The organism is Candidatus Nomurabacteria bacterium (genome assembly GCA_023898425.1).
In the GTDB taxonomy this organism is placed as follows: Bacteria; Patescibacteriota; Patescibacteriia; order 2-12-FULL-60-25; family 2-12-FULL-60-25; genus HK-STAS-PATE-2.
The window spans coordinates 239,307-256,583 of the sequence record CP060222.1; the positions used below are offsets into that span (position 1 = coordinate 239,307).

General features: G+C 43.7%; 18 protein-coding genes and 3 tRNA genes. 14 read left to right on the top strand and 7 right to left on the bottom strand.

Annotated features, from left to right (window positions below):
• Positions 1–41 precede the first annotated feature (41 nt).
• The 7 genes from H6759_01370 (at position 42) to H6759_01400 (ending at position 3,738) form a co-directional block, all read left to right on the top strand.
• Positions 42–614 (top strand): CDP-alcohol phosphatidyltransferase family protein, encoded by a 573-nt coding sequence (locus H6759_01370; GenBank protein USN52710.1) that lies wholly within the window; start codon positions 42–44, stop codon positions 612–614.
• Between the two features lie 5 nt (positions 615–619).
• The gene (gene murE / locus H6759_01375; protein ID USN52711.1) at positions 620–1,918 is read left to right on the top strand and encodes a UDP-N-acetylmuramyl-tripeptide synthetase; all 1,299 of its coding nucleotides are present in this window, start codon (positions 620–622) and stop codon (positions 1,916–1,918) included.
• Between the two features lie 7 nt (positions 1,919–1,925).
• Positions 1,926–2,414, top strand: a complete 489-nt coding sequence (locus H6759_01380) for a hypothetical protein (protein ID USN52712.1) — start codon at positions 1,926–1,928, stop codon at positions 2,412–2,414.
• 7 nt (positions 2,415–2,421) lie between these two features.
• Positions 2,422–2,835, top strand: coding sequence for a septum formation initiator family protein (locus H6759_01385; GenBank protein ID USN52713.1), 414 nt, complete (start codon positions 2,422–2,424; stop codon positions 2,833–2,835).
• A 5-nt stretch (positions 2,836–2,840) separates the two neighbouring features.
• The gene (locus tag H6759_01390) at positions 2,841–3,464 is read left to right on the top strand and encodes a hypothetical protein (protein USN52714.1); all 624 of its coding nucleotides are present in this window, start codon (positions 2,841–2,843) and stop codon (positions 3,462–3,464) included.
• 74 nt (positions 3,465–3,538) lie between these two features.
• A tRNA-Gly gene (locus H6759_01395) sits at positions 3,539–3,613 on the top strand.
• A gap of 49 nt (positions 3,614–3,662) precedes the next feature.
• A tRNA-Thr gene (locus H6759_01400) sits at positions 3,663–3,738 on the top strand.
• 40 nt (positions 3,739–3,778) lie between these two features.
• On the opposite strand, the gene H6759_01405 is transcribed toward H6759_01400, so the two are convergent.
• Positions 3,779–4,057 (bottom strand): FtsW/RodA/SpoVE family cell cycle protein, encoded by a 279-nt coding sequence (locus H6759_01405; GenBank protein ID USN53022.1) that lies wholly within the window; start codon positions 4,055–4,057, stop codon positions 3,779–3,781.
• A gap of 443 nt (positions 4,058–4,500) precedes the next feature.
• On the opposite strand from H6759_01405, the gene H6759_01410 reads away from it, so the two are divergent.
• Positions 4,501–4,576 (top strand) — tRNA-Thr (locus H6759_01410).
• A 36-nt stretch (positions 4,577–4,612) separates the two neighbouring features.
• Here H6759_01410 and H6759_01415 read toward each other — a convergent pair.
• Positions 4,613–5,773: a rod shape-determining protein RodA gene (locus tag H6759_01415; protein ID USN52715.1), complete on the bottom strand. Its 1,161-nt coding sequence runs from the start codon at positions 5,771–5,773 to the stop codon at positions 4,613–4,615.
• Between the two features lie 36 nt (positions 5,774–5,809).
• Positions 5,810–6,679: a hypothetical protein gene (locus H6759_01420; protein ID USN52716.1), complete on the bottom strand. Its 870-nt coding sequence runs from the start codon at positions 6,677–6,679 to the stop codon at positions 5,810–5,812.
• A gap of 92 nt (positions 6,680–6,771) precedes the next feature.
• Between H6759_01420 and gyrB the strand changes: the two genes are divergently transcribed.
• The 4 genes from gyrB to H6759_01440 all read left to right on the top strand — a co-directional run bounded on the left by gyrB (position 6,772) and on the right by H6759_01440 (position 11,125).
• The gene (gene gyrB, locus H6759_01425) at positions 6,772–8,826 is read left to right on the top strand and encodes a DNA topoisomerase (ATP-hydrolyzing) subunit B (protein ID USN52717.1); all 2,055 of its coding nucleotides are present in this window, start codon (positions 6,772–6,774) and stop codon (positions 8,824–8,826) included.
• Between the two features lie 81 nt (positions 8,827–8,907).
• On the top strand, positions 8,908–9,261 hold the full coding sequence (locus H6759_01430; protein ID USN52718.1) for a hypothetical protein: 354 nt from the start codon (positions 8,908–8,910) through the stop codon (positions 9,259–9,261).
• Between the two features lie 84 nt (positions 9,262–9,345).
• A complete protein-coding gene (locus H6759_01435) occupies positions 9,346–10,026 on the top strand; it encodes a 50S ribosomal protein L25 (GenBank protein ID USN52719.1) in 681 nt (226 codons plus the stop codon).
• A 43-nt stretch (positions 10,027–10,069) separates the two neighbouring features.
• Positions 10,070–11,125: a DUF3048 domain-containing protein gene (locus H6759_01440; GenBank protein ID USN52720.1), complete on the top strand. Its 1,056-nt coding sequence runs from the start codon at positions 10,070–10,072 to the stop codon at positions 11,123–11,125.
• On the opposite strand, the gene H6759_01445 is transcribed toward H6759_01440, so the two are convergent.
• From H6759_01445 to H6759_01455, 3 genes are read right to left on the bottom strand one after another with little or no spacing between them, the layout of a single operon-like run.
• Entirely contained in the window at positions 11,122–11,997 is an 876-nt protein-coding gene (locus H6759_01445; GenBank protein USN52721.1) for a peptide chain release factor N(5)-glutamine methyltransferase, read from the bottom strand. The two genes, H6759_01440 and H6759_01445, sit on opposite strands and share 4 nt — an antisense overlap.
• The gene (locus tag H6759_01450) at positions 11,994–13,727 is read right to left on the bottom strand and encodes a DUF2339 domain-containing protein (protein USN52722.1); all 1,734 of its coding nucleotides are present in this window, start codon (positions 13,725–13,727) and stop codon (positions 11,994–11,996) included. Before H6759_01450 ends, H6759_01445 begins: the two co-directional genes overlap by 4 nt.
• A 51-nt stretch (positions 13,728–13,778) precedes the next feature.
• Entirely contained in the window at positions 13,779–14,585 is an 807-nt protein-coding gene (locus H6759_01455) for a phosphodiester glycosidase family protein (protein ID USN52723.1), read from the bottom strand.
• 46 nt (positions 14,586–14,631) lie between these two features.
• On the opposite strand from H6759_01455, the gene H6759_01460 reads away from it, so the two are divergent.
• Positions 14,632–15,642 carry a hypothetical protein gene (locus tag H6759_01460; GenBank protein USN52724.1) on the top strand — a complete coding sequence of 337 codons (1,011 nt, stop codon included), beginning with the start codon at positions 14,632–14,634 and terminating at the stop codon, positions 15,640–15,642.
• A 32-nt stretch (positions 15,643–15,674) separates the two neighbouring features.
• Positions 15,675–15,920 (top strand): hypothetical protein, encoded by a 246-nt coding sequence (locus tag H6759_01465; protein ID USN52725.1) that lies wholly within the window; start codon positions 15,675–15,677, stop codon positions 15,918–15,920.
• Here the strand turns inward: H6759_01465 and H6759_01470 are convergent.
• Positions 15,910–17,253 (bottom strand): hypothetical protein, encoded by a 1,344-nt coding sequence (locus tag H6759_01470; protein USN52726.1) that lies wholly within the window; start codon positions 17,251–17,253, stop codon positions 15,910–15,912. The genes H6759_01465 and H6759_01470 overlap by 11 nt on opposite strands.
• Between the last annotated feature and the right edge of the window lie 24 nt (positions 17,254–17,277).

The following is a 17,277-nucleotide window of genomic DNA, read 5'->3' on the forward strand; positions in this document are numbered from 1 at the left end:
CGAGCTATGGTGAGACATGCTATGATTCTATTATGCCCCTGATGACGAATGATAATATTCGTTTATATCCACATGACCGTTTTGTGGCGCGGCTCTTTTGGTTTGTACCGAAATGGGTTGAGCCGAACCACCTAACAGTTTTACGTATTATTTTAATACCTATTGTTTTGTTTTTATTATGGAGACAGTCATGGATAGCGTCTTTTATCGTTTTTGTCTTTGCAGCCATTACTGATTTATTGGACGGCAGTCTTGCGCGTACGCGTTCGCAGATTACGCTTTGGGGGACGATCGCTGACCCGACGGCGGATAAGCTGCTTATCGCTACGGTAGCAGTCTATCTTATCTGGAAAGGCTTAGATCCTTGGGTTTGTTTTACCTTGGTTTTGCTTGAGTTACTAATCATTGCTAATGCCATCAGAAGGCAACAGCAGGGGATATATGTTTCAGCAAATAATTACGGTAAAATCAAGATGGTATTACAGGCCATTGGGGTAGCGTCATTACTACTCGCTCAAGCCGTAGCCTGGATGTGGCTCACACCACTTGCTCTCGCATTGTTTTTGTTCTCATTTGTTTTTGCTTTTCTTTCACTGATCACGTATGGATTATAACGACTATGCTACATCAACTTAAAGCTCTTGTTCCGCCTTCATTGATCGCGGTTTACCACCGGGTTATCGCTCACGTGGCAGCTTTGTATTACGGTAACCCTTCTCGAGAGATGGTTGTTATAGGTGTTACTGGTACAAATGGTAAGACAACAACAACGTATCTTATTGCAAAGGCACTTGAGGGCGCGGGTGTGACGGCAGGCTGCACGACAACAGCTCTCATGAAGATTGGTAAAATCGAAAAACAAAATACCATGAAGATGACGATGCCAGGCCGATTTGCTTTGCAAAAGTTATTACGTCAAATGAAGGACGCGGGCTGTACACATGTGATTATCGAAACATCATCTCAGGGGCTTATTCAGTATCGTCACGAGGGCATTGCTTATGATATTGGTGTTTTTACCAATCTTACGCCAGAGCATATTGAGGCACATGGTGGCTTTGAGAATTATAAAAAAGCCAAAAAGCTTTTGTTCACGCACTTGGCAAAACAACCAACAAAACTGATTCATGGTAAGGCGGTAGAAAAAGCGATCATTTTAAACGCTGATGATGAACACGCTTCTTACTATCAGGTAGAGGGGATAAAAACACTTTGGTATAGCCTTGAGCGCAAAAGTGATTTATGTCCTGATACATTTACCCTGCAAGAACGGGGAGTGCATGCGGTGATTAATGGTCATGACTTACAATTAAAATTACCGGGAGCCTATAATCTTGCAAATGCCTTGGCCGCTCTTCTTGTTGGTAAAGAATGTGGTTTTGCTTTGTCTGATCTTATAAAAGGCCTTGAATCTGTTGAAGTCATCCCTGGTCGTTATCAGCGTATCGAAGAGGGTCAGTCTTATGAGGTGATTATTGATTATGCGCCAGAGCCAGAATCGTTTAAGCGATTTTACGAAGCTTTTGAAGCTTCAAAGCATGGGACGATTATTCATGTTTTGGGTTCATGTGGCGGTGGCCGTGATATTGCACGCCGTCCTATTTTGGGGCAGCTCGCTGCAAAGCACGCGGATATTGTCGTTGTAACAAACGAAGATCCTTATGATGATAATCCCGCCGAGATTATTGATCAGGTGGCAGACGGTGCAAGATCCGCAGGTAAACAAGAAGGAAAAGACCTCTTTCTTTTGCAAGATCGTCGTGAAGCGATTCGGTTTGCGATGAAACAGGCAAAACCGGGTGATGCGGTTATTCTTACAGGTAAAGGTAATGAGGCATGGATTTGCGGCGCTCATGGCAGTAAGCAACCATGGAGCGAAGAAGCAGAAGCTCGCGAAGCTATTCATCTCGCGGTATGATGTCATTATGAAAGATTTGAGATTTCTTTGTCGGTTAAAAGAAGATGAGATTGTACAAAAGATTGTGCGTCTTCATGCTTCTGAGCTTTGGCTCAAAGTATTGCCTTGGGGGATTGTACTTTGCATTGTTTCTTTTTTTCTTTTCTTTCTCTTGCGTGGTGGTTGGATCGGTATCCTCTTGGCGGTTGTCCTTGTGCTCGCGAGCCTCTATGGGATTTTTCAAGGCTTTGCCTGTTGGGATGGTACGGCGCTTGTATTAACGAATAAGCGATTATTGTTATTGCGTCGCAAACGACTCTGGTCTCGTACGGTAGAAGAAATGCCACTTTCTGAGACGCGCCATGTAGAAGCGCGTAAACGAGGTTCTTGGAGACGGATTTTTGCTTTATCCTCGATAACGGTAAAAGGTGGTCAAAATCAGCAGTTTTCGCTCAGAAGCGTCACAGCCGCAGATCAATTTGTTGAATCGTTGAAAGAGACGCGAAAAATGCTATAATCCGCCCATGGAGTCAAAGAATCTCAAGTCACAAGCAAAGAACACAAAGCGCTGGTCTTTATTTGTGATTGTGAGTCTCTTTTTGTTTTTTTTGGTGAGTGTCTCATCGGTCCGTCAAACGTATAGCGAATGGAAATTTGATCAGGAGCTAAAACGTATGCAAAATGAAATTGAGCAACTCGAAGGTCGTAAGCTTGAGCTGGCAGAATTACTCAATCGCTTGGATTCTCCTGATGCGCTTGATAAAGAAGCTCGTACCAGACTTGGCCTAAAAAAACCTGGGGAGCGTGTCATTATCTTAAGGGGTTTTGACGGAGCAAGCTCTACATGGACGGACCAAGGTGTTATGATGGCGCCGGCGCCATCCTCAACCACTGAGACGCGTTCCAACCCAGCATTGTGGTTTGATTATTTCTTCTAATTTTTATGATAAAACAACCAACAAAAAAACAGGTGATGATCGTTTCGGGTGTCTTAATCGGTATCGCTGTGATACTCGGTATCTGTACCGCCTTCCTTTATCAGGTGAGATACGTTCATTCAGAGTCAACAACGGTTGCAAAGGTGGCTGATCTTTTTCGAATGGATATGGCTGTTGTAGACGGTGAGACCATTCCTTATAGCTCTTATCTTTTGCATGCTAAAGCTGAGCGTACGTTTTTAAATAGCCCAATGGCAAAACAAGACGGTAGCACGGGTGAATTTGGCACCGTAGAAGAGCAGCAAGCTTTTGATCGTGCTTTGCGCGTTGCTGCTGTAGATGCTCTCGCAAAAACACATAACCTCAATGTCACATCTCAGGATGTAGACGCTGCCTTTACGCAGCTTCTTGCTCAGGCTTCATCAACAGACGCAGGTGAGATTGACGCGTTCTTACGTGAGCAATTTGGTTGGTCAACCGATGAATTTAAACTTTATGTTTTAAAACCGGCCATTATCGAAGAAACATTAAGAGATACGCTTTCGCAATCTACGGGTAATCCAACTGCCTTTGAAGATGCGCTCAATGATGTTTTGGATAACAAAACCAAGCGTTATCTTAAATTTTAAGTCGCTTGCACCGTAAAAAAGATCATGTTACAGTCGCGCCGCTTAGACTTTGTCTAGGTGGCGCGATATCCGATGCGGGTATCGTATAGTGGTTATTATGCGGCCTTCCCAAGGCTGAAAGGCGGGTTCGATTCCCGCTACCCGCTCCACCCCTCAACAGCGCTTCGCTTGCTCGGGGTGACGACAGAAAGAATACAGGCCGAAGTAGCTCAGTTGGTAGAGCAATACTTTCGTAAAGTAGAGGTCGCGAGTTCAACTCTCGCCTTCGGCTCCATACAAAAATCCTCCGTATGATTCGGAGGATTTTTGTTGCTTTAGGATGTGGTCATAATACAAACCTCATCAAATGTATATCCGCCAGAGGCTGCGTCTGTAGATCGTCTGCGACGTACGGCGATGCTTTGCGCGATACCAATGGATGCGTACGTTGTGATCATGAAAGAAGCGGCAGCTGATAAGAACGGAAACGGAATACCTGTGATAGGCATCACGCCAAGGTTCATGCCAGCATTAACAGTGATATGTACCAGAGTAATTGTACCGAGACCTATTATGAGGTGATAGATGTATTTAGTTTTATGGATGATAATGATATTGAAAAAACATCAAAGATAAACTCATTAGCTTATTCGGAAAAGCTTTTCCATATCAATATTTTGGAAACATAGAGAGTATCATTAACAAGGTAGGAACGGTTGTTCATTTAGCGATTAAAACTTATAAAGTTACGCTCGATGAAAGGCACAAAGTTTTAGATAGTTATATGGATGATGTTGTTAAAAGCGGGGACAGTGTTTTTTGGTTGCATAAGGATGAAATAAAAAATGAAAAAAAAAGAATTAGAGAGGGAGATAAAAAATCCTTGTAAGGATTTTTGATGATAGAAATGTAGATATCAAAATAGTTGAAAACCAAGGAAATAGGTGGATAGATGCAAAAACAATAGTTTTTGAAAATAGATGATATTTCCACGAATTTTTGATAAAGTAAGTTATGGCAGAGCGCTTCGCTCGAGGTGACGACAGAAAGAATACAGGCCGAAGTAGCTCAGTTGGTAGAGCAATACTTTCGTAAAGTAGAGGTCGCGAGTTCAACTCTCGCCTTCGGCTCCATATAAAAAATCCTCCGAATGATTCGGAGGATTTTTGTTACTTTAGGATAATGGTCATAATACCAACCTCATCAAATGTATATCCGCCAGAGGCTGCGTCTGTAGATCGTCTGCGACGTACGGCGATGCTTTGTGCGATACCAATGGATGCATACGTTGTGATCATGAATGAAGCGGCAGCTGATAAGAACGGAAACGGAATACCTGTGATAGGCATCACGCCAAGGTTCATGCCAGCATTAACAGTGATATGTACCAGAGTAATTGTACCGAGACCTATTAATAGAAGCGCTGCATATTCGTCTTCGGACTCAAAGGCGATTTTCATATAACGCACCGATAAAAGGCCTAATGTACCAAAAATCACAGCGACACCCACAAGACCCATTTCCTCGCCAACCACAGCAAAGATAAAGTCCGTTGATGCAGCAGGAAGAAAGCGTAAACGGGCTTGCGACCCTTCGCCAATACCTTTACCGAACCAACCACCTGATCCAAAGGCAATGCGTGCCTGAATAGCATTATAGCCAGATCCACGAGGGTCAAGAGATGGATCTAAAAAGGATTCGATACGAGCTTTTTGATAATCCGCTAATTGCGTCCATAATACCGCTGATGAGGCTAAGAGAACGACAGGTAAAATCACGATGGCGTATCGAGGAAGTCCAGCAAAGAGTGACATGCATCCCCAAATCGCAAAAAGAACCATGGCTGAACCAAAGTCAGGTTGTAATAAAACGAGACCGGCATAAAAAGCCGTAGCAGCAAAACTTAAGCCAAAATCACGCCAGCTCAAACGAATCTTGCCTCGTCCAGCAAAAAAGGCGGCAAGATAACAAGCAAGGGTCATCTTTGCGACTTCAACAGGTTGAAAAGAAAGTGAGCCAATACGAAACCAACCTTGCGTACCGTTAACGATGCTACCAAAAAGTAATACCAAGATAAGAAGTCCGGCGCCAGCAACAAAAAGCAAGAATCCAAACGATCTCAATTGGCGATAGTCTATAAAGGCAAAGACGGCAATCAAAAAAAGACCAATGCCTACGGTAGCGAGCTGTTTATAAAACAAAAATAAGTTCGGTGGATCCTGAGAAATCCCGATGCCATAAATCGCAATAAGACCTACGGCCGTTAATGCAGCCATGCTGGCAAAGAGTAACCAGTCCAGTCGTTCAAGATAATCGAGCAATAAACGCATAAAGAGAGAATGCGCTCGCTGAACACGAGCGTCAAGTTATTGGTTTATTGGTCGGATATAGCTATTAGGGTTGAGATAATTGATATTTGTTTGAACGATGGTCTCGGTGATACCAACGGGTTGATCAAACCACTGAATATCAAAAGGCATAATTTCTCCAGCATTGAGTTTATCTTTGGTGATACGAGTCACTGCTACAGGGGAGCCACCACGTAAAAGCACAATAACAAACTCTGGATCATAGTATCCGTAAGCTGATGTATTATTTACGGTAAACGTTGTTCTCCCGATAAGTTGTGTGCCAACCACTTGATCACGCGCAAAGGCGACGTCTTCGATAAGCGGTTCTCGTGAAGCGACAAAATCCTCGATCGTTGTTGGTACGGTATCTGGAGTGACACGTTTCCACTGGAGGTTTTCGATAATAAGCTCAGGGGATTGTCCCGAAAGTGTTATACCAGGCTCAGTAATAAACCGACGGCTTTTTGGTAAAATGAAACCATGACGCGTGTCTGTTCGTTGATCGCCAATGGCAAAAGCATAATCAAACTCTGCCCACCAAACAGTATTAGCATTTTCGATCTCAACTAATACGTCTTGGCGACCGTCTGTATTTGTAAAAGTAATGCTATCCGCAGGTTTTAATGGAGTTGGACCTTTGAGAAAAAGCGGTGCGAGGGCATTTTGATTTTGAAGAATACGAAGATGAATACGTGACTCAATCGGGTAGGAGATCGCATATGCATCTAGCAGACTCCAAAGCGTAAACGCCCAAAACATAGACCCAATAGCAATAATCGATCCATAGCCGAGTCTTCGTAGGGTAAGGCGGTGCTTTACCCAAAAAGACGCGATTTCAAGGTCTCGATCTGAAAGGGTGCTCCCGGTTGTATAGTCTGCTGACATGATCGTATTATAACATATCTTTCGACCATCTAGACCCTTGACGAATCCTGTCGACCTCGCTGTGAATTTAGGCTATACTAGGGCCGTTCTCTATGGCGAAAACTACTGACAAACAAAAGATAAAAGGTTCATACGGTGCCGAACAAATTTCGGTACTAGAAGGCCTCGAGCCGGTGCGTAAGCGCCCGGGTATGTATATCGGATCTACAGGACCCGACGGTTTATTTCATTTATTACGTGAGGTTGCGGATAACTGTTTTGATGAAGCGATGGCAGGCCACGCGGACGAAATCACTATTACGTTACTACCTGGTGATCGCGTTTCGGTTTCTGATAATGGTCGTGGTATTCCGGTCGACATGCACAAACAATACGGTGTTTCGGCACTCGAATTGGTATTAACCAAGTTGCATGCCGGTGGTAAGTTTGGTGGCGAAGCGAGTGGCTATAAGATTTCCGGTGGTTTGCACGGTGTGGGTGTTTCGGTTGTAAATGCGCTCTCTGATGAGTTTACGGCTATCGTTGAACGTGATGGCGGCAAATATGAGCAGCATTACTCCTGCGGTACCGCCAAAGGTCCAGTAAAGAAAATTGGCAAAAGTGACCGTCACGGAACGACCATCATTTTTAGACCAGATGCAACGATCTTTAAAGAAGGTATTGGTTTTGATTATCAACGCGTCGTCGATCATTATCGTCAACAATGTTACCTCACAAAGGGGATTAAGCTTGTTGCCATCGATACACGAGAACCAAAGCAGCATGATGCTTACGCTTTTTATTTTGAGGGCGGTGTAGAGTCTTACGTTCGCCATCTCAATCACACCAAGCAACCAAAGCACGAAAATATTTTCTTTGTAGAAAAACAAGTAGATAAGAGTGAGATCTCTATTGGTTTGCAGTATACAGACGAGTACGTAGAAACCATGTATGCGTTTACCAATAACATTATTAATCCTGAGGGAGGTACGCATGTGCAGGGTTTTCGTGCTGCGCTTACGCGTGTCATTAATACCTATGCACGCGGAAAGGGTCTCTTAAAAGAAAAAGACGATAATCTTTCTGGTGATGATGTGCGCGAAGGTATGACGGTTGTTATTTCGGTTCGTTACCCTGAGCCGCAATTCGAAGGTCAAACAAAAGGTAAACTCGGTACACCAGAGGTTCGTGGCGCAACAGAGTCCGTCATGAGTGAGGCCTTTGCGATGTATCTTGAAGAACATCCAAAAGATGCTGAGGCTATTATCGGCAAATGTGTTCTTGCACAACGTGCTCGTGCTGCTGCTCGTGCTGCTCGCGATACAGTAATGCGTAAAGGTGCGCTCGAAGGCTTGACCCTGCCTGGTAAGCTTGCAGATTGTTCTAATCGCGATCCACAAAAATGCGAGCTCTATATTGTTGAGGGAGACTCTGCAGGAGGCTCCGCAAAAATGGGTCGTAATCGTGATACACAAGCAATTTTGCCATTAAGAGGTAAGATTCTAAATGTAGAACGTGCACGTCTCGATAAGATGCTTGCCAATAACGAAATCAAAAATCTTGTTATTGCGCTAGGGACAAATATCGGAGAAATGTTTGAGATCGATAAATTGCGTTATCACAAAGTAGTCATTATGACAGATGCTGATGTGGATGGTGCTCATATTCGTACGCTTTTACTCACACTTTTTTATCGATATTTCCCTGAGCTTATTCGTGGAGGTCATGTCTATATTGCGCAGCCACCACTCTTTCGTGTAGCAAAAGGCAAGATGATTAAATATGCCTTTAGTGAAGAAGAGCGCGATACCTTTGTCGATGAGTTCATGAAAATGAAAGAAGATAAAGCAAAATCAAAAAAGAAAGCCGCCGCAGAAAAAGCCGAAGAAGAAGGCGCAGAAGAAGCGACAGATAATGAAGAAGACGATTCCGGTACAAAAACTGTCAGCGGTATCAATATTCAACGCTATAAGGGTCTTGGTGAAATGAATCCTGAACAACTTTGGGAGACAACGATGGATCCAGAAGTTCGTAGCATGAAGCAGGTGAGAGTGGATGACGCAGAAAAGGCTAATAATGTGTTTGATATGCTTATGGGCTCAGAAGTAGCTCCTCGTAAAAAGTTTATCCAAACAAATGCGAAGTACGTAAAAAATCTTGATATCTAAAGAGATATAAGTAAACCCCACCTGTAGTATCAGGTGGGGTTTTATATTGTCTTTCTGTCTATTTCGGGGTATGAATAGGATATGAGTCTTCATCCTTCGCGCCTTGTTGTAGAATGTCCGTTATGTAAAGCCTCCTATAAAGAGGCGGCCGTTCAATTACTTCAAGAAAGCCCAGTGGCTAAGCTCTTTCATTGCACCTGCCCTGATTGTGGCCGTTGTATGCTCGCTTTCATTACCGATCATCATGGTTGGGTAAGTACAGTTGGTCTTGTCACTGACTTAAAAGTCGAGGATGCCTTGAGGCTGCAGGGGTCGGCGCCCGTAGGGGCAGATGAGTGTCTTGAGCTGTATACCGCTATCCATGAGCGAAGTGGTGATATGTGCCAGGAGCTTTTATCGTCACGAACAATGCCAAGAAGGACAAAAAATAGCTAATATAAGCTAAAATAGACCATATTTACGCTAACTTGACGGAATCCTCATTTTTGCGTAATCTTTGCTCACTTTTATCGATTTTTTATGAATTACGCCCTCTCCGCCGCCACCCGTACTTCGGTCGGTCGCCGCGCCAAAGATGAATTGGCCAATAGTCGTGTTCCTGCCGTTATGTACGGCGCTGGTACGACGCCACGTGTCATTTCGGTGCCACGCTCCGAATTTTTGAAGGTACTTGCCGCAGCAGGCCAATCCTCACTTGTTGATGTGACGGTAGATGGTGATGCTGGTGTAAAGGCTATTATCAAAGAAGTTCAGGTACACCCACTTACCATGAACCCTATTCATGTTGATTTTCTTCAAGTAAACATGAAAGAAAAGATGGTGGTTACCGTGCCTCTTAAACTTATTGGCGAATCCGCTGCAGTGAAAATCCACGGTGGTACTCTTGCTCAATCTCTTGATGAGGTCGAGGTACGTTGTCTTCCATCGGATCTTCCTCATGAGCTCGAACTCAGTATTGAGTCACTCGCAACGTTTGAAGACTCTCTCTCCGTTTCAGATATTAAGCTTCCACAAGGTGTTGAGCTTGTAACAGATGGTGAGATCGCTATCGCTTCTGTTTCACGTCCTCTTACGGATGAAGAATTAGAGGCTTTGGAAGCCGCTCCCGTTGCTGACATCACGGCTATTAAGTCTGATGCAGATATTAAGAAAGAAGCCGCTGAAGCGAAAAAGGCTGAAGAAGAGGCAGCGAAAAAATAATATGCAAGATTTGATCCGCGGGTTGGAGGCCCGGATCGAACAAGTGAAACGGTTCCGAACACCTATCGTGGTCGGAGCTGTTTTGTTTCTTGTTGCGTCGATCACCCTGCTTTACTTTATTTTAAACGATCAATTTAGACAGACTCCGGATGCGCAATTACCGACAGATGAAATAGTTGCCACGTCAACGCAAGCCTATGTACCTCGTTATTTAGATGGTGTACTTGTTCCAAGAGGAGAAGAAGCACTTCGTCCCATTGCGGTGATGGTAGAAAATCATGTGGATGCAAGACCCTGGTCAGGCCTAGATAAAGCAAATGTTGTTTTTGAGGCACCTGTAGAAGGAGGTATTACGCGTTTTATGGCGGTCTTTGATTCTTCGTCAACGGTAGATGAGATTGGACCTGTGCGTAGCGCTCGTCCATATTATGTTGATTGGGCTTCGGGTTATAAAGCGGCTTATGCTCATGTTGGCGGGAGTCCAGATGCTCTCGATAAAATAAAAACACTTTCTGCAAATACCCTGTATGACATTAACGAAATGGCAAATGGCTGGTCATTTTGGAGAGATAATCGTCGTTATGCACCACATAATGCGTATACGTCCATAGAAAATCTCTATGCAAATATGTCCAAAAAGGACGCCACAAGTACGCAAGCGGTAAAGTCTTGGTCCTTTCAAGATGAGGCGACAACCACAGATCGCGGAGATAGTGGGTCCGCCGTATCTATTCCTTATGGTGGTTCTTACAATGTTCTTTGGAAGTACGACCAAGAACAAAATCGTTATATTCGACAATCCAGAAATACCGCAGCCACCACGCGCGACGGTCATTGGATTGAAGCAAAAAACATCATCGTGATTTTAACAGACGCGAAAACGCTTGATGATGTTGGTCGTCTCGAAGTTCGTACCGTAGGGAGTGGTGATGCAACCATGTACCGTGACGGTAAACAGTATTTGATCCGCTGGAAGCGTTCACCTGGCGAACCACTTAAATTTGAAGGTCGCGATGGTGCTGACGTTCTATTAAACCGCGGCACGACTTGGGTAGAAGTTACAACCGATAGCAGAATCTACGCCGGACTCGGAGTTTAGATCTCAACTTGAAGAAAACGTTCACGCTCACAACGATCTTTTACGATCGTTGTTTTGCTGTCCTCGAGATGTTTTTCGGCAAATTCTCTTAGTAAGGTTGCTTGAGGGGGATCTAATTCAAGAAGTAGTGTAATCGGTCGGTATTCGATGGTGCGCCATTCTGCCACCTGCAAGATAAGTTGCTTATTGAGCATCATGCCTTCGTCTTGTGTAAAAAGCGCGCCATGAGGCTCGTAGGACGTCACACTACGATCTAGAGCTCGCTTATCACTCATTGGGAGATAGGGGAGATTTGCACAAATAAGAACGGCGTCACCCGTTGCGCTGGATAAGCGCGCTCGTAAATCACCTGGTAAAAGCGATGCGTGTGTAAATTCAATATTCGCTTGTAATAGAGCAGCGTTTTTCTTTGCGATAACCAAGGCTCTTTTCGAAAGCTCAGTCGCATAGACGTGCGCATTTGTTGTCTCAAGGGCCATGGTGCAGGCAATAGCACCTGAGCCTGTTCCAATGTCAATAACGATTGGCTGTTTAAAATTTTTTATGATAGTCAGTGCTGTGTCTACCATGTCTTCTGTCTCTGGGCGGGGGATGAGAGTGTGTTTATTTACCATAAAATCTCGCCCATAAAACGGCTGACTCCCAAGGACATAAGCAAGTGGCTTACCACGACGGCGTGCAAGTACGGCAAGATCAGCTTTGAACAGGTCAAAGAATCCGAGTGAGTCGGTTTCATGAGTGGCTGTCCAAGTAAGGTCTTTTTTTAGTGTATGCGCAAGAATATACCGCGCCTCTTGGCGAGCCGACTCAGAGTCAGGAGCTTCTTTAAGAAGAGCCTTTTGGGCTTTGTTCAACCAAGTATTAATGGTCATTGCGCAATAGTACGCGAATTTGCTCTTCCGATAAAGGCAGTACTCATGAGGAGTGTACCGATCAAGAAGAAGGTAACGATTCGACCCGGTATAGCCATCTCCCAAATATCTACAATTAGGAGACGCGTCACAACAAGGCCGAGCATAATACCGCCATAGAGACGTAGCGTTTTGTTTTTATGCAATTGTCCGTAGAGGTTAGTTGTAAGGCCAACCAAGGTATATATGACAAGCGAAGTCATGGTGGCAATATCAAAAGTAAGCCAAACATGGAGCACTTTCCAAAGGAGAATATAGAGATAACCCGAACCGATGATAAATACCGTTCTTATGACATGATCGGTCTCCTTACTTTTCTCAAGAAGGTATTTGAGAGCTAAACCGAGCCCGATATAGGCAGCAGCGATTATGCTGAGTGTTGATACAAGTGGAGTGAGCCCTCCTTTCATCCAGGCGGTATTCAAGATGGTGTCCAATGACATTAATGTTGGAAGCAGTAATAACCAGGTCATTCGACGAGTTACAGCACCATCTTTTTTGATGATATGTGTCGCACCAATGATAGCGAGAGCTTCGAGTGTAAAAGCAATAATGAGAATATTACCTTCAAACTGTTGAGCGGTTGCAATAGCAAGCAAAGTAATAGCTGAACCATAGTACATCGACCAAAGCTCTTTGGTGCTACCAAATACACGACAAGCAAATGCACAGCCTGCATAGAGCGCTGCCCAAGCAAGGAGTAGACCGATTTTCCAAGACTCTGGTGCAAGTACAAGAATCCACATCAAAAGAATGATATTGTTTATAAGAGCGACAAAAATATCGCTACTATGTTCGTTCTTTTTATTTTTGATATAGCTCGTAATATTAGCTGCCGCAAAAAGCGCTGCAAAGACAAAGAAGAGCGCAAGCATCATGACATTAAGGGATTCTATTCCGTTGCCACTAAAATGTACGAGGCTATAATAGACATAAACACCAAGTCCAGCCGCAACAATGTCACGACGTTCATGAAAGTAAGCCAACCAAATAGATCCAAGTGTAATGGCCAAAAGGTATGTAAATAGAGAGAGCGGTTGTGTCTCAGGCGCTAAGGTAAGTAATGGTGCAATACCGCCCATGATAAGGCCAGTAAATGCGAGTAAAGCATTTTTTTCTTTTGCGCTCATGACAGCCACAAATGCAGAAGCCACAAACATCATGCCCAAGGCAATCATTGGCGTAAACATTTGATAGTAGTAACGCGCTGCAAATACCGTTACAAGTACAATGGATGAACCAAGAACAAGAAAAATTTCACCTTGAGTTCGCTCGCTCTTTAGGCGGTTGGTACCAAAGGCAGCAATACCAATACCCGCCGCAATACCAAGAATGATACGTCCCGTGGCGCTAATCCAGTCATGCAAAAAGGCATAACGGGCAAACCATCCAAAACTAATCAAAAGTAAAAAAGCACCAAGTTTTATTTGCCAATCGGTTTTTAGCCAAAGGATAAAAGGGGAATCGGTAGAAGATTTTGATTCTGATACGGTTGTATTCGTTTGAGGCTGTTCTTCTTTTGTTGTCTGAGTCTGAATAATCGCTGGCGAAGCCTGTACCGTTGAAGGCTGTTTATAAGTAGTTTCGCTTCGCTGGTCTTTTAGTAGTGCTTCGAGGGTATTAATACGGTTACTAAGGTTAGAAACCCATAACAAAATACCGAGACCTAACAAAAAGAGAAGTATGCTCATATATTGCTACTTTGATGGAAGAATAGCTGTATTGTCAACAGAAAAAGCGACTTAGTCGCTTTTTTTATAAACGCTGATCACATTTGGTATGGGCAATACGCTATTAAATAAGGGTAGGTTTTGATCGCGTGTAAATAATCCAGTCGAAGAACCTCCATCCATATTGAGAGCGCTGTTGAGTCGATATTCTTCTCTATTAAGTAATTGTGATAACTCATAGAGTGATAGTTCTTGTTTTGCGATCACACCTAGTACAAGAAAGCCGTCATCACGAATACCGACAAAACTTCGGCGGGCCATTTTTCCTGTGTCTTCTGTGATGACAAAATGACCATCGTAAATAAGCGGTGGATAGCTTTGTGCCGCTTCTAGCGTTCCTTCGATTGAATATTCGGTGTTGGTATCAATAATAGCTGGTTCAGGATCAAGGCGAATAACGGCACTTTTATCGGCATCAAAACGTCTTGCATTTTGTGGTAGACCTTCATGAATCAATAAACCAGCAGGGGAGTCATCTTCACGAAAATAGGCGCCATTCATCACGGCGATGAGACTAGAGGAGGTATTCATCCATTCGGCAACAGATTTGCTTGTAGAAGCAACTTCGATGGCAAAGCGAAAAATCGTTGGATCAAATGCATACATTGCGCCAATGGTGGAGGTGCTCCCTTCATTTGTGATGAGGATGGATTCAAAGCCTTGTTCTGAGGGTTGCCATTTAGGTGGATAATATTCGTTTGTCTCCTGAGTTGGCAGGTGCGTAATGGGTTCGATGGGTGGATTTTGGCAGCCAAGACCCGTTACAGAGAGCAGGAACAAGACGACAAAGAATGCGTAAAATCGAGGACGTGGTGACATGGCGCTAGGGTAGACAATTTGCTCTTTTAAGGCTAGTCTCACGGACATGAATCAAGAGCTCGTGCAGATTGCCACCAAGAATATCAAGGATATTTTAACGCATGCCATACAGAAACAGCCTACAGAAAAGGCGCTTGTTGTTTATGATACGAATTATGGTTTAACGGAGATTCTTTTAGCGGCATATCGTGAAGCATTGCCGAAAGCTCGTTTTGTAGATTTTGAAGCCGTAAGTAAAGAAGAGGTGATTGAAGCATTTGACTCCATGCAGCCGAGCGATCTTGTCGTGCTTTTACAGTCTTCAAACTTTTTGCTTGATGCCTTTCGTATCCGTCTGCACCTTTTTCAAAAAGGGTTAAAGGTTATTGAGCATATGCATCTGTATCGTAATACCGAAGATGTTTGGGATGTGTATGTAAACGCTCTTGAGTATGACATGTCTTGGTATCGCGATATTGGTCCAAAGCTAAAAGCAAAGCTTGAGCAGACACAGGAGTTACGGATTCAATCAGGTGATGTTGAGATGGTTGTAACGGGTGGTGTTGAGTCACCAAAATTAAATATCGGTGATTATACGGGGATGGAAAATATCGGTGGCACATTTCCGATCGGCGAAGTATTTACCGAGGCAAAAGATTTTTCAAAAATGAATGGTTCGTTTATGGTCTACGCGTATGCTGGCGAGCAATTTTCGGTAGACATGCATACGCCGTTTCGTGTTGATGTAAAAGATGGCTTGATTGTAGGTTGGCAAGAAGACGCGCCTGAATCTTTTGCAAAAATCGTGAACACGATCAAAGAATACGAGCGTCCTTTGATTCGAGAAATTGGTTTTGGTCTAAATCGAGCCATTACTCGTGAGCGCTATCTCCAAGATATCACGGCATTTGAACGTATTCTCGGCATGCATTTTTCACTCGGAGAAAAGCATAGTGTTTATAAAAAAGAGGGGATCACAACACATAAAACAAAGTTTCATGTAGATCTTTTTCCGCTTGTTGATAGGGTTTTTGCGGACGGGGAGCTGATTTTTTCGGAGGGTAAGTATCTTGTCTAAAAGACCGCTTCGTGGTATAGGTTGAGATAATTATGTTACTTGCAGGCTTTATTGCTGGCATTATTTTGCTTGTGTATACCCTCGTTATTACGCATTACGGGGATGCTCTTTTAGATAGCGATGAAACCTTTAAGTTTTTTGTCAGCGGATTTTTTCTTCTACTGATCGTTACGGGAGTAATCATGAAATTTACCATACCAGGTATTGAGGGTGAAGCAGATATCTTGAGCTTAAACCAGCTCATCACTCATCCAGAAATGTTGTTTGCTACACGATAAAAGGGAGCGAAGAAATATCCGTTTTTGTTTCTTGTAGGTGATTGGCAATACGGAATGTCCCGTGTGTTGGTGCAACATTAAATCCGCGCCATGCCATGGTGGCGAGATAGCCATTATTTCTCCAGTCTTGTAACCATTCCCAGGCATAGGCTGTTTCTTCTGCGCGCGCACCTGAGCCAATGGATTCAAGCCAATGACGGTTAAAATGCTCTTGTGATCCTAGAGGTTCGTTCATGATAATCGGTAGACCTAGTCCTGTATAAAACGAGAGCTCGCTTGGCTTTGTCCAAAGGACGTCACTATTACGTAAACGTTTTGCAAACCCTTCAAAATAAGCGGCGCGTGTTGTATGCGAAAAAATGAAGAGCGTTTTGTCTATTGCTTGCGTTAGGTCAAGACGAGACACCTCTTCTTCTATTTCTTTGGCGAGTTTTCGGTGAGTGCCAGCTTCTACCGCGAGACGAACCTTGCCTTCAAGTAACGGTCGTTTTAGGGCGGTTAATAAACCGATAAGTGTTTCTTGTTGTGCGCCAGCTCCACCAACTGAATAGGTGATCGTAAATGGGTGGTCGATATTGTGTGGATGTTTTTGATCATGAAAAATATCCTCCATATCTCTTTCGTTAAAACGATGAAAGACACCTTTTGGATCAAGTCGCTCAAGTCGCCCAAAAAGATCTTCGCGTAATTGCGTTGCTTCAAGATCATGAATGAGTGATGGTGGTAACGGAAAGCCCGTTAAAATAATACGTTCGCGTGGTACGCCATAAAGCTGAAGACGCTCAACAACGCGACCCGTTGGCGCAAAGTATTTGATACGACTTTTTCGTGGATCGAGTGGCGCCCAAGCACGAGCGATATCAGCATCACAACAAACAATATAAATATCACCGGGATAATCAAATTCTTCTGCGGCATACGCAGGCAAGAAAAATGTACTTATAAGTGGTCGTGGATCTTTGGAAAGTTTTTCTATGAGGTGCTTACAAAGCTTTTCATTTCTGATCTGTCTATAGACTTCGCGCAATTGCAGCGTTGGCTCTGAAAGATCTCTACGTGGATAAAAAGGATCAATACGTTGAAAGGCATCCATCGTAGCAAAAATATATTTACCAATAATAGGGAGGCTCTTTAAGCGTGATACACGTTCGTAAATACGGCGTGTACGATTCCAGAGCTTTTTATCGCTTTGAGGCATGCCTGGATAGCTATTGGCGGTAACAATATCTTCGTGGGCGAGTTCTTTTAGTCCATAAGCAGCTCTCTCATGGCCATAGCCCATATTTACAGAGAGTATCCAAGGTCTTGTTGAAAGGTGCTTACCGCGTTTCATGTGCGCAGTATATCATAAAAACAC